This is a genomic window from Galactobacillus timonensis (assembly GCF_900240265.1).
Classification (GTDB): domain Bacteria; phylum Bacillota_I; class Bacilli_A; order Erysipelotrichales; family Erysipelotrichaceae; genus Bulleidia; species Bulleidia timonensis.
Genome location: NZ_LT964740.1, coordinates 93,613 through 106,779 on the forward strand (window position 1 = coordinate 93,613; position 13,167 = coordinate 106,779).

The 13,167-nt window shown below is 43.3% G+C and carries 11 protein-coding genes; 5 read left to right on the top strand and 6 right to left on the bottom strand.

Annotated features, from left to right (window positions below; genetic code table 11):
• Positions 1-107: 107 nt before the first annotated feature.
• Both C1714_RS10880 and C1714_RS10885 read left to right on the top strand, forming a co-directional pair.
• Positions 108-1,394 carry a hypothetical protein gene (locus C1714_RS10880; RefSeq protein WP_102343286.1) on the top strand — a complete coding sequence of 429 codons (1,287 nt, stop codon included), beginning with the start codon at positions 108-110 and terminating at the stop codon, positions 1,392-1,394.
• A gap of 147 nt (positions 1,395-1,541) precedes the next feature.
• Complete coding sequence (locus tag C1714_RS10885) at positions 1,542-3,029, top strand: IS1182 family transposase (RefSeq protein ID WP_102341589.1); 1,488 nt, start codon at positions 1,542-1,544, stop codon at positions 3,027-3,029.
• 330 nt (positions 3,030-3,359) lie between these two features.
• On the opposite strand, the gene C1714_RS10890 is transcribed toward C1714_RS10885, so the two are convergent.
• The gene (locus C1714_RS10890; protein ID WP_102343287.1) at positions 3,360-3,617 is read right to left on the bottom strand and encodes a helix-turn-helix domain-containing protein; all 258 of its coding nucleotides are present in this window, start codon (positions 3,615-3,617) and stop codon (positions 3,360-3,362) included.
• A 369-nt stretch (positions 3,618-3,986) separates the two neighbouring features.
• Here C1714_RS10890 and C1714_RS10895 point away from each other — a divergent pair, with 369 nt between their 5' ends.
• The 3 genes from C1714_RS10895 to C1714_RS10905 all read left to right on the top strand — a co-directional run bounded on the left by C1714_RS10895 (position 3,987) and on the right by C1714_RS10905 (position 8,228).
• Positions 3,987-5,537, top strand: a complete 1,551-nt coding sequence (locus C1714_RS10895) for a nucleotide sugar dehydrogenase (RefSeq protein WP_102343669.1) — start codon at positions 3,987-3,989, stop codon at positions 5,535-5,537.
• A gap of 17 nt (positions 5,538-5,554) precedes the next feature.
• On the top strand, positions 5,555-6,670 hold the full coding sequence (locus tag C1714_RS10900; protein WP_102343288.1) for an NAD-dependent epimerase/dehydratase family protein: 1,116 nt from the start codon (positions 5,555-5,557) through the stop codon (positions 6,668-6,670).
• A 427-nt stretch (positions 6,671-7,097) separates the two neighbouring features.
• The gene (locus C1714_RS10905) at positions 7,098-8,228 is read left to right on the top strand and encodes an IS110 family RNA-guided transposase (protein ID WP_102342366.1); all 1,131 of its coding nucleotides are present in this window, start codon (positions 7,098-7,100) and stop codon (positions 8,226-8,228) included.
• Positions 8,229-8,638: 410 nt separating this feature from the next.
• Here the strand turns inward: C1714_RS10905 and C1714_RS10915 are convergent, their stop codons facing one another.
• From C1714_RS10915 to C1714_RS14450, 5 genes are all read right to left on the bottom strand, one after another.
• Positions 8,639-9,046 (bottom strand): ATP-binding protein, encoded by a 408-nt coding sequence (locus tag C1714_RS10915; protein ID WP_102343289.1) that lies wholly within the window; start codon positions 9,044-9,046, stop codon positions 8,639-8,641.
• A gap of 119 nt (positions 9,047-9,165) precedes the next feature.
• Positions 9,166-10,191 carry a tyrosine-type recombinase/integrase gene (locus C1714_RS10920; protein ID WP_102343290.1) on the bottom strand — a complete coding sequence of 342 codons (1,026 nt, stop codon included), beginning with the start codon at positions 10,189-10,191 and terminating at the stop codon, positions 9,166-9,168.
• On the bottom strand, positions 10,181-11,134 hold the full coding sequence (locus tag C1714_RS10925) for a tyrosine-type recombinase/integrase (RefSeq protein ID WP_102343291.1): 954 nt from the start codon (positions 11,132-11,134) through the stop codon (positions 10,181-10,183). Before C1714_RS10925 ends, C1714_RS10920 begins: the two co-directional genes overlap by 11 nt.
• Complete coding sequence (locus C1714_RS10930) at positions 11,131-12,375, bottom strand: site-specific integrase (protein ID WP_102343292.1); 1,245 nt, start codon at positions 12,373-12,375, stop codon at positions 11,131-11,133. The genes C1714_RS10925 and C1714_RS10930 overlap by 4 nt, the downstream gene beginning before the upstream one ends.
• 124 nt (positions 12,376-12,499) lie before the next feature.
• The gene (locus C1714_RS14450) at positions 12,500-12,904 is read right to left on the bottom strand and encodes an ATP-binding protein (protein ID WP_102343293.1); all 405 of its coding nucleotides are present in this window, start codon (positions 12,902-12,904) and stop codon (positions 12,500-12,502) included.
• Positions 12,905-13,167: the final 263 nt, after the last annotated feature.

Genomic DNA, 13,167 nt, shown 5'->3' on the forward strand with positions numbered 1-13,167 from the left:
AGCTGGCAGATATCACCAATATCTTTCGGTACAGTACAGAAGATAGGGACAATTCCAGTGGCCTTTACAGTAAAATATGACTTGCAGCGCAGGAAGAGGAGACAACTGTGAATACTGATACTGATGAAATTGAGATTGATCTTTTCGATCTCTTTAAAAATATTACCAAGAAGTGGAAACAAATCTTAATCATTACGGTGGCAGGCATTGCGGTCGCGGTGCCATCTGCCCTTCCCAAGAAGCAGGAGACTGTGGAGTCCTTGAAAGCTGCTCTGGAACCGGACAGAGTGGAATATGTTGAAGACATATATAGTGATTACAAAATAGCGTTCGATAACGAACAGATTGCTTCTACAAATCTTGCGGATTCCCCCATCATCAATATAAACGCGTTCAAGGCTCCTCGAACCGTCGGGACCTTTATCATTTCCTCCGACATTACAGAAGCTTGGAGACTTTTTGAACCTCTAACGCAGGATGAAAATTTCTGTGGTCAGGTTGCAACTATATTAAATTTGGAAGACGCTGCCCATGCGGCAGATATGATCTCCTTCACTGGATATTCTGATGAAGCGAATGCATTATATGAACAAACGCCGCTCAGCGTGATGAAAGTCACAGCATATGTTTATTCTTCTGACGAAGGGCCAAAAATGCAGCAGATGATCTCAGATTTCATCAAGGCAAAGTCGGAAGCTTTCAATGCCGAAGGAATAAACCTGACTGTACAGAATGTTGAGTGGACCTATGTAGAAAGATTTGACATAAACCTCCAAAAAAGGCAGCAGGAGCTGTATCAGAGCAAAAGCTTAGCCTATCAGGAGGTTACTGATTACGAAGAAGATGTAAAAGCCAAATTATCAGAAGAAGAAATCGCTTATTTCAACGCATTAGCAAGCTTATCTGAACCAGCCGAGGCAGAGCCAAAGAAAATAGTGATCGGTGCGTTTGTTGGCCTGTTCCTTGGGATGTTGTTCTATGCGCTGCGTTACATCATGGCTGGTGTTATCCATACGGAACATGATTCTGAAATCCTTTATAAAACAACAAGTTACGGCGTAGTCCACAAGGAAACCATTGAGCAGGATATTGCCATGATTACGGCACAGATCAATACACAGGTCAGCGTCGCAAAAGCAAGTACACTCTTTATCCAGACCGATGACGATAACAAAGATATTCTGAACAAGATAAAGAACAATATAAATAACGTAACTATCCATTCCGGCAATATCACAGATGATCCAGAATCCTATCAGTCATTTGTTTCAGCTGACATTGTCATCGCTCTTACAACGATCGGAAGAACAAAAACAAAGCAGATCGAAAAAATGAGACTGCTGAAAAAGTACGGTTATCGAATAACCGATTTTGCTTTAACATTTAACCTCTGAATGACCCGAGTGTGGATTTATGATTCACAATGATAAGCGCGTAATCTGCAGAAATGCGTCGATTATGCGCTTTTTCTTCATGTTTTGATTGAAACGCATGCATGGCGTATAATATAACTATACTCCGGAGGTGTCTTTATGCTAAGAATGATTGATATGCCCCAGTTGGATCTTGGCTCTTATAACGGGCTCTACGATATTCTGATCCCTAGAGATAACTTCTGGCGTCAGATGAACGAAACGATTGACTTCTCTTTTGTTGCAAAAGAAGTTCAGAAGAACTACAGCGACTGTATGGGCAGAACTGCAGCTGATCCGGTACTGCTGTTCAAATATCTGCTTCTTAAGACCGCACGCAAGCTCAGTGATCGTGATCTGATTGAAAGAGTCCGGTATGATATGGAAATGAAATACTTTCTGGGCTATAGGCCTGAGGAAACTGAATTCATTGATCCGAGCCTGCTTACCAAATTCCGCAGAACCAGACTCAAGGATACCGACCTGCTGGATGTGCTGATTGGCAAGACTGTTGAAATCGGGAAGAAGAAAGGAGTCATTCATGATCATGAAAAGATCATCGTCGATTCCACTCATACCAATGCACTCTACCAGCATATTTCTCCGCGTGAGGAACTGATCAGGCGGGCAAAGGAACTGAGAAAGTCTGTATATGCAGCGGATGAAACCATGAAGGGCAGAATGCCGAAGAAGCGGGAAAGCAGCGGTCTTCTGGAGGATGAAATCGAATACTGCAAGGAATTGCTGGATCTGATCGCTTCAGATGAACGGCTTCAGAAGATACCGGATATCCAGGAACGTCTCAATTACCTGAAAGAAGGAGTGGAAGACACGAGTGAACAGTTTGAATTCTCCAGAGATCCGGATGCGAAAGTGGGGCACAAAACTGCAGACACTTCCTTCTTCGGGTATAAGACGCATATTGCCATGACCACGGACAGAGTCATTGTGAGTGCGGCAGTGACAACCGGAGAGAAACATGACGGCAAGCAGGCTGCAGATCTGATTGAGAAAGCAGAAGACGCAGGAGTAACCGTGGACGCTCTGATTGGTGATGGTGCATATTCCGAGAAAGACAATATTGAATACACCTCAGAAAAAGGAATCAAGCTGGCATCAAAGCTGAGTGAGAATGTTCTACATGGAAGCCGGGAGAAAGAGTTTGAGTTCAACAAGGATGCCGGGATGTATGTATGCCCGGCAGGACATATGGCAGTCAGAAAAAGCAAAGGCGGTCAGGAGAAAGCAGCGAATGGTTCTGATACAAAAGTAGTTACCTATTTCTTCGATGTAGAGAAATGCAGAAACTGTCCTTTGCGAAACGGCTGTTACAAGGAAGGCGCGAAGTCAAAAACCTACTCGGTAAAGATCAAATCAGATACGCATATTGCTCAGATGGATTACATGAAGTCAGATGAATTCAGAGAACTATATGCTGAGCGATACAAGATCGAGGCTAAAAATGCGGAACTGAAGCAGACCCTCGATTATGGAAATGCCCATGCGTGCGGAATGAACGGAATGACGATACAGGCAGCAGTATCGATTTTTCTTGTGAACCTGAAGAGGATAAAAACACTGGAAACAAGCGTTAAGGGGGCACCAGATAAGGAATAATCCTCTCTTTTTCTCACTTACTCTTCCGAAAGGCAGAAAAATCCTGGCCGGTTCTGATACTGGCCAGGATTTTCATCAGTGATTAAGTTTTCAACCCCTACTTTGTCAGCAACCTCGAAAAAATCCGTTCTCTCGCTTCAATAGCCAAGAAAGAACTCACAGGAGTCATTGTTCTGGAAGATCTCTAATCTTACCCAGATGCTTGTGGGCAATAAGAATGTAATGCTTTATACACTGTTCCGGCCAGAGTAAAATATGGTAATCAGTTTTAGTGATACGGTAATTTTCTGTATCCGTTCAATGAAAGAAAGCAATCAATGATCACTATTATTAGGCTTCATGCAGTTCCAGAACTGAATTGTTACTTATTTCAATACCAACTAAATAATCTGTTGTCACCTGATAGCACTTTGCAATCTCTGCTAATATCTCCAGAGATGATTGACGACGACCAGATTCATAATCAGAAATTGTTCCTCTGGTAACACCAATCCGATCAGCCACTTGTTGTCTACCAATTCCACGCACCTTTCTTGCATAGGCAAGCATGAACGCTAAATCATATGTCTCTTCATCTTTCTCACTCATAACCAACAAGAATCAAAACAGACCAGCATCAAGAGACTTAAACTCCCAGTACTGGTCTGATATTTTTCAGCGTGAGCTCACACAGATTTTGCTTCATTTTCTTCACCACCTTCCACTCTTTTTCCGATCCGTACGACGTAAGTTACCTTACTAATTGGCTGATAGCAAGACCAAAAGGATTAAATTTTCATTGTAATTATTTATTACACAATAGAGCATCTGCAAACAGATTTTTATATTTTTATTCATCTATTCTTGTTACCGATTTCACGTTATTATATAATAACTCAGTTTTAGAGATTTCATGTATATGTAATCTTATATTACATGCATAAATGCCTCTGAATAGAAAGTATGTGGATGAATCTTATGAAAAAATTCAGCAAGAAACTCTTAGCAGAAACAATCGTAGACAAACGCAAGCAGCTTGGGCTCAACCAGCAGCAGGTTTCAGACAAGACTGGTATCAATCGCGTTATGCTGTCTCACATTGAGCAGGCCGACAATTCTTATATTCCTTCCATTGATCAGCTGGTAAGCCTTGGTAATTTATTGGGCTTTGATCCAACTGCTATGTTTACAGATGCTGGTGATGAATACAATCTTCCGAAGGCATCTCCGCTGAATGTTGCCGTTGCCGGCACAGGATATGTAGGTCTTTCTATTGCCACCCTGCTCTCCCAGCACAACCATGTAACAGCCATTGATATTATTAAGGAAAAGGTTGATGATCTGAACAACCGTGTATCGCCAATTCAGGATGATTGCATTGAAAAGTTCTTAAATGAAGACAAAGCAGGCACAAGACATCTGGATCTAACTGCTGTCCTCGATGATCAGACTGTCTCCCCTTCTAATCCTGCATGGGATGCATATAAGAATGCGGATTATGTTGTCATCGCAGCACCGACAAACTATGACAGCAAGAAGAACTATTTTGATACATCTTCTGTTGAAGCAGTCATTGAGTTAGTTCTTGCCGCAAATGAAGGAACAGGTCATCTGCCATACATGGTTATTAAATCCACCATCCCGGTCGGCTATACAAAGAGCGTCCGTGAGAAGTATCATACCGATCACATTCTGTTCAGTCCGGAATTTCTGCGTGAATCCAAAGCATTGTATGACAATCTTTATCCATCCCGCATCATCGTTGGAACGGATAAGAATGATCCGAACACTCTGAAAGCCAGCCAGACTTTTGCAGCACTTCTGCAGGCAGGTGCAGAAAAGGAAAACATTCCTACTCTGTTCATGGGATTTACCGAAGCAGAAGCAGTCAAGCTGTTTGCCAACACATATCTTGCACTTCGTGTTTCCTATTTCAATGAGCTGGATACTTATGCCGAAAGCAAAGGCTTATCCACCCGTGACATTATCGATGGCGTCTGCCTGGATCCACGTATTGGAACACATTACAACAACCCATCATTTGGTTATGGCGGATACTGCTTGCCAAAGGATACAAAGCAGTTACTAGCCAACTACGCTGATGTACCAGAAAATCTGATCCGTGCCATTGTCGACAGTAACCGGACAAGAAAGGATTACATAGCCGACAGAGTTCTCGAGATTGCAGGCGCCTATGGAAACAACGCTGCCTATGATGAAGCGGATGATGCCGAGAAAGTTAATGTCACGGTTGGCGTCTATCGTCTGACCATGAAGTCAAATTCCGATAACTTCCGTCAGAGCTCCATTCAGGGTGTTATGAAGAGAATCAAAGCCAAAGGAGCTAAAGTCATCATTTATGAACCCACCCTTAAGAATGACGATACCTTCTTTGGAAGTCTTGTTGTCAATGATCTGAAGAAGTTCAAGGAGAAGAGCCAGTGCATTCTTGCCAATCGTTACAACAGTAAGGATCTTGATGACGTAAAAGACAAGGTCTATACAAGAGATCTGTTCAGAAGAGACTAACCTGCAGGAGGAAAGAAATGAACAGCAATGAGAAAATCGCAAAGAACCCAGTCGATCTTAACAACGCCACAATTCTAGTTACCGGATCTGCAGGTTTCATTGGATCAAATCTGGTTAAGAAATTACTAAATACCGTTTCCGGATCTACAATTGTAGGCATCGACTGCTTAACGGATTACAATCCAATCCCATTGAAGAAATGGAGAATGGATCAGCTTGATGCTATTGCAGACTCCACAGGAAAAGATCGCCATAACACTTATACATTCGTTAAGGGTGATATTGCTGACAAAGGACTGCTTGATTATCTGTTTGATACATACCACTTCTCTGTCGTGGTAAATCTTGCGGCTCAGGCAGGAGTTCGTTATTCCATTGACCATCCGGATGTCTACATCCACAGCAACATCGTCGGTTTCTACAACATTCTGGAATGCTCCAGACATGATGATAAACTTGAGCATCTTGTCTATGCCTCCTCTTCATCTGTCTATGGCGGCAACAAGAAAGTTCCATTCTCCACAGATGACAAGGTTGATAATCCGGTAAGTCTTTATGCTGCTACCAAGAAATCAGATGAACTTCTTGCCCATGCATACAGCAAACTGTACAACATTCCTTCCACCGGTCTTCGTTTCTTCACAGTTTATGGTCCGGCCGGAAGAACAGATATGTTCTATTTCTCAGCTACCAACCGTCTGGTCAAGGGTGAAACCATCAGCATTTTCAACTATGGAAACTGCAAGCGTGACTTCACATATGTTGATGATATTGTTGAAGGCATCAGCAGAGTTATGGCCGGAGCACCAGAAAAGAAAACCGGTGAAGATAGTTTGCCGATTCCACCATATGCCGTATACAACATTGGCGGTGGTACACCAGAGAATCTGCTAAGCTACGTTAGCACGCTGCAGGAAGAATTAGTCAGAAGTGGCGTTCTTCCGGCAGATTATGATTTCGATGCTCACCGCAAACTTGTTCCGATGCAGGCAGGCGATGTTCCTGTTACATATGCAGACAGCACAGCACTGGAAAGAGATTATGGCTTCAGGCCAGGCATAAACATCAGAACCGGTCTCCGGAATTTTGCAGATTGGTATAAGAAATACTGGAATACCATCATGGGCGAATAGCTTCATCCTAAAAACAAAGGCAATACTGGCAACTTAGTGAACTGATGTTTGAGGCGCCCCAAATACGGTCTTAACACTGTATCAAGATCCGTCAGCCGCAGCCTAAAGAAAAATCAAATCGGGTGTCAAACGATTTCCGAGGCGAAGCGGAGTGAAGGCTATCGCTTGATTATTGCTGAATATCAGAATTCACTAACTTGCTAATATAGCCAAAACAAAATGCAGAATTCGGAAAAACGGAACGGTTGTTTCGCTTGCGCGGCATGCCGTTCCGCTTCAGCGGAACGCTCAGAGAGCTTGCTATTTGCTTAAGACAATATGTAATGGCCTCCCTCAACTTGTAGCACCGAGGATCATCCCAATATACTTATGTTGGTCTACAAAGCAGAGGGAAGTTGCACTCATACAAGAAAGGAAGGCCATTACAATGACAGTATACAACGTAGGAATCGACGCACACACCACCAATTTCACACTGGCTACCTGGGGGAAGGATGATCTCCGGGCCACTAACGTTAACACTTATTCCCCATCCGTTGAAAGCATCATCAAATACTGCAATGCGATCACTAAACAGCATGGGGATGATGCCAAAATCATTGTTGGATATGAAGCCGGATGCCTGGGATTCCAACTCTACAGGCAGCTGAAGGATCGTGGGATCGAGTGTGTAGTCATGGCTCCTTCAACAATTGTAGGTACCGAGGTCAATCGCCGCAGGAAAGTAAAGACGGATAAGCGTGACGCCATTGCGATCGCTGAGAGCCTTAAGAACAATCAATACAAAGCAGTATACGTTCCTGATGAAGAGGATGAAGCCGTCCGTGATTTCATCCGCATGAGAACAGATCACAAACAGGCATTGAAGAGAATCAAGCAGCAGATCTGTGCCCTCTGCCACAGGCATGGATATCACTATACGGAAGGCAGAAATTACTGGACGCAGAAACATCTGAATTGGCTGAATTCGCTGCCGCTCACAGGCGTGCTGAAGGAGACGCTGGATGAATATCTGCTGTCTTATGAGCACGCTGTAGAAAAGCTTACCCAGCTGGATGCGAGGATCGTCGAAATTGCAGAAACAGATAAGTACCGCGAGAAAGTACATAAGCTCATCTGCTTCAAAGGGATCAAAGAAATCACGGCACTGGCGCTGATCGTTGAGATTGGAGACTTCAGCAGATTCATTAAAGCAAAGGGATTTGCGTCATTCCTTGGACTGGTTTCCGGCCGGCTGGACAGTGGCGATCACAACACTGCTCTTCCGATCACCAGGCAGGGAAATACCTTTCTGCGGCGGCTTCTGGTCGAAGCGTCGCAATCATTCTCAAGGGCACGGCAAAGCAAATCCGCAGCACTGAAGAAACGCCAGGAAGGATGTGAAGAAGCCGTGATTGCCTACGCAGATAAAGCCAACGAGCGGCTGAGAAAGAGATATTACAAGCTTGTCCTCACCAATAAGAAATCTCACAATAAGGCAGTCACTGCGGTAGCGCGGGAACTTGCGTGTTTTATCTGGGGAATGATGACCGGGAACATTCACACAGCACTCGCATGATTACCTGCCTGCATGGATAAGGATTTGAGAAGCACAGTATATTGATTTCAGAAACAGGAAATAACCAGATACAGACGGGCATCGAGGGTATCGGGAAAGAGCCGCCGGAGCAACTGGACGGTTCAGCTATCTGCGATCTAACTTTTACGGCACAGATACTCCTTGTGAACCACGATTTAAGACAGCAGAGCTGGCGGCGAAACCATTGGCCTGTGGGGTGGGATGAGCAGCTGATCCCTGATACACGTATAACAGAATGGCTAAGTACCGCGAACTGTTACATTCGGAGCTCTTTCCCCGTGCCCTTGATCCGGTTGATTATCACTCCAGCCGCAAAAGAAGAATTAACAGAAGAGGATCGTTGATGATCAAGCATACCAACAGAAGTTTTTTCAGAGCACCTTAATTTATCACTTGACATCGGCCATTACATAACAGTTAGGATTACGCATGTTCTTGCCGTTGAACTCTAGACGGTATGCTTTACTGACCAGTCTGTCCAGGCAGGCATCTGCGTAGGTGTTGTCCTTGAAGATGCCGAACCAGTCTTTCAAAGGAAGCTGAGATATAACGATCGTCGATTTTCGTCCTTCTCTTGAGTCAATGAGTTCAAAGAGATTACGGCACACGTTTGGATCTAAAGGCATCAAACCAAAATCATCTAACACCAGCAGGTCCAGCTGAGAGGCAGAGGTGATGTATTCCAGATGTTGATTGTTCAGATCTGCTTTTTCTATCTCATAGAGAATATTGCTGGTCTTGACATAGCGAACGGTTTTGAATTGGCGAAGAGCGTTGATACAGAAGTCGTTCGAGATCCATGTCTTGCCATAATGTAAAGCTTTACATTAAGGAAATTATGCAAAGCAATTGATAATGTAAAGTAAATGCCGCAATCATCTGTGCTGATGCAGATAACTGCGACAATTACTTTACATTATTTCTTTGTGAGATTTTGAAGCCATCGCATTAGATCGACATCATCATTCCAATCTTTTGTGTCTTCAGGTGAGATTTCCTCATATGCGTTTTCTAGAGCTTTTCTTTTGCTTTGCTGGGAAACTCTTGCATATATCTCAGTGGTCTTCACACTGGCGTGTCCAAGAAAATCACGAATATATATCAATGGAACACCAGCTTCAAGCATGTGTACTGCCTTGGAATGCCGGAGAATATGAGGATGTGTTGGAATGCTGAAGGTAACTCCGGATTTATCTTCTGCCATTGCTGCATACTTTTTCAGAATATATGCTATTCCTGCACGAGTAAGCTGATGGTTCTGATTATTTGAAAAGAGGTATTCCTTTGTTGAATATTTCAGAGTATTCAGATTGTTTTCTTCAATATACTTCCGGAGAATCCCGGCTGTATTTCCCATGATAGGCACAAAGCGAGTCTTATTTCCTTTGCCTGTTATTCTGACTGTTTCCGGACTATTCAAGCGGATATCATCAACTTTCAAACTGCAGATCTCGCTAACTCTGGCACCAGTGTCATACATTACGGTCAATAAGACTTTATCTCTGCGACCTCTTGCAGTCTCTGTATCAGGTGCACCGAGAATTGCCTTTACTTCTTCTACTGTTAGATACGGGATAACCCCTGACGGACTCTTCTTATTCTTGATGGCAAGGATTTTCTGATATTCTTCAAAATGATCAATATCCTCCACCTGCACATATCTGATAAAGGAATGAATTGCTGATAATCTGATGTTTCGTGATGATTTCTTGATTCCTCTGCTTGCTTCCAGCCAGTCAAGAAAATGCAGAATATTGTTCCTTGTCAGTTCGGACAGAGTTACTTTTTCTGGCAGAAGATTCATCTCATCTCGAAAGAAAATCAACAGCAGCTTAAAGGTATCCCTGTAGGAACTGATCGTATTAGTGCTTAGATTCCTTTCTCCCGTCAGATACTTTGTAAAGAAACTGGTGACGTAGTAATCAAAGTCTTTATTCTTCATTTTTGGTGCCTTCAAAGTATCTTTCACACTTTGCAACTATCTCTGGATACAGTTCTGCTGTCAGGCGCAGATAATACTCCGTGCAGCGTGTATCTGAATGCCCCATGTAAGCACAAAGATATGGCATTAACGCATTGATATCCTGTCCTTCTTTGACCCAGTTGCGGAGACAATGAACGCAGTAAGTGTGACGAAAATCATGAATTCTTGGGCCTTTACTTCTGCCGCCATGGTGTATTCCTGCTTTCCATAGGCATCTTCGGAAATGGTGGTATACAGACGCATCGCTAAGACTTTTTCCCTTACCATTAGTGAAGAGGTATTCTTCCTCTGAAATGCCAGAACGATATTTTCTCTGATAGTCCTGCAGATAATCTAAAGTTACCTGGTGAACAGGTATCATCCGATCTTTATTGTTCTTTGCCTGCCGGATAAAGAAGGTGCCGGCTTCAAAATTAATGTCTTTGAATTTTAAATGCATCAATTCGTTTACACGCATACCTGTGCTGTAGAGAACTCGGAAAATAACGGCATACTGCTGATTGCACTCATTTTCGAGCCCTTCTTTATCCGCAGCTTGAAATATTGACGCAAGCTCCTGGTCAGTAAAAATGTGCGGGACATATTCTCTGGTGTAGCTTCCTGCAGGCAGAGGCGGACAAATATATGCTTCGTTTCCTGCTCTGGACATATAACTAGCTAATTCCCGGATGGCTCCGACCCGATTATTGCGTGTTTGCTTTGTTTCATTTGGCCTTTTTGTGACATAAAGGTTTACAACTTCTTTCGTTAAAGCCGGATCCTTTATACCAGCTCTGAAAAAGAATCCATCCATTTCATGGTATCTGCGCTCTGCAGTCTCGTATTTGTAGCCGAGTTTTCGCTTTTCCTGAATCAAGTCTTCCATGAAAGGGCCGAAGACACTTTTATATTCGAACTTCATGATTCAGACACCTCGTTCGGATTGATCATGCATGCTTTTAAACCGTTCATATCAATCTGTAAGTATATGCTGGTGGATTTCACACTCGTATGTCCGAGAATCTGACTGATCTGCGGCAGCGGAACCTGCTTTTCAAGCAGAACTCTGCCAAGAGTATGCCGCAAAGTATGCATTCCGCAGAATCCTTCCCGCGGAATTGGAACACCAGATAGGGACAGATATTTCCTGAAAATCGTGTTCAGCTCGGAGGATTCGGACAAACGCTTATACGGGGCGTTGGCAGTAATAAAAACTGCATTATCTGTTGTGACTGGTCTGCTATGGCGAATATAATCAATAAGAGCCCAGCCAATGTCAGTCAACAGTGGAAGATGAATGGTATTGCTGGTCTTTTGTTGTTTTATGATGATCTCTTTGGCTTCCCAATTGATATTCTCTAATTCCAGATTCCGGATATCTACCGATCGCAGCCCGTATTTGCAGGCAACCATCAGAATTGCATAGTCTCTTTTTCCAACAGGACTATCTCGGTCAACAGAGCCGAGTATTTTTTTGACATCTTCCGGCTTCCAGCTGATAGGCAGATTTGCTCTATGAGGTGCGGAGACTTTCCTTACGAACCTGCTTTTATCCTCAAATGAATATCCGTTGCTGAAACAGTAACGAAAGAAAAATCTCATTTCGCCACAACGTGCTGTCACAGACTTTGGTGCTTCATCAATAAATAAAGCAAGGATCTTCTCAACAATTTCCTGAGTGATTAAATTGCAGTCATGAATGCTATGCGCGCAAAAGTATTCAATAATGAATCGAATTGTCAGTTCCCGGTGCCTTATGGTAGATTTTCGAATGCCCTGGTCTATCTGTTCCTGCAGGAATCCTTGATAAATTGGTTTCCAATAGTCATCGGTGATTTCGGAATGATATCTTGAAAACCTCGTAACAAATACCTGGCTGGAGCTGTATACACTTAGCATTTTCTGCGCACGCAGATGGCAAAGCTTTGAACTGTTATAGGACGAACTTACTTCAAGCGATTGAAGAAAGATTCCATAGTGCTCAGCTAAAAATTCCAAACTGATCTGGTCACTGAAATAAATGTAGTTATATTTGCTGCAATACTTCTTAAATTGGTTGTAATGATGAGTGTAGAGGTTGATAGTTCCGTTGCTGAAATTACGCTGCCGCATGATCTCAAGTATTTGAAATATGCACTGTTCAATTGTCAACTTGTTCTCCATTTTGAGAACTCCTTTCTATGGGTACTCCCATAGAAGAAGTATTACCGGAATGGTAGGACAAGAAAATAATGTAAAGTGATTGCCGCAGTTATCTGCATCAGCACAGATGATTGCGGCATTTACTTTACATTATCAATTGCTTTGCATAATTTCCTCCTCCTGCCGGTCCTGTAATCAGAAGGTTTCTTCCTTCTTCAATCCATTTGCAGTCGGCAAGATGTTCGATGCTTTCCGTATCCAGCTGACGGTCTGCGTCATAAATGCTTTGATCTATATCGGCCTGTGGATAGCGTAAGGAAGCTTTCTTCAGATAGCGGCTGAACTTCTTTTGATACCGGAGATCCCATTCCGCTTCAATCAATTTTTCAATCCGTTCTTCTGCGGGTATAAGATCTGTGTTCGGTTCCTCCGCCTGCTTTTCCAATTGAATATACCGATGTGGCGAAGCCGGGTTTCCGGTGAAACCAAGGCCACCCTTTTGAAGGTTGGGATCATGTGATTCCGGACCTTCAAGGCCATCCTGACGCACCCCAAATTTTTGAGAAACCCTCTTTCTATAATGGCGGTGAGGCTTATCGCCTCACTTGTACGAAAGGAGGTTATTTTTTATGTCAAAGTACAAGGAAATCCTGCGGCTTCTATCAACCACAGGGCTCTCTGCAAATGCCGGCGAAATAAGACCACATCGTCCGGACCATAAGGCCAGCGCGTCCGGTTGTGAAAGACCACCACATCCGGAAATCTGATACCACATTGTCCGGTGAATCAAGTCCACCCTCTGTGTTCTATAGT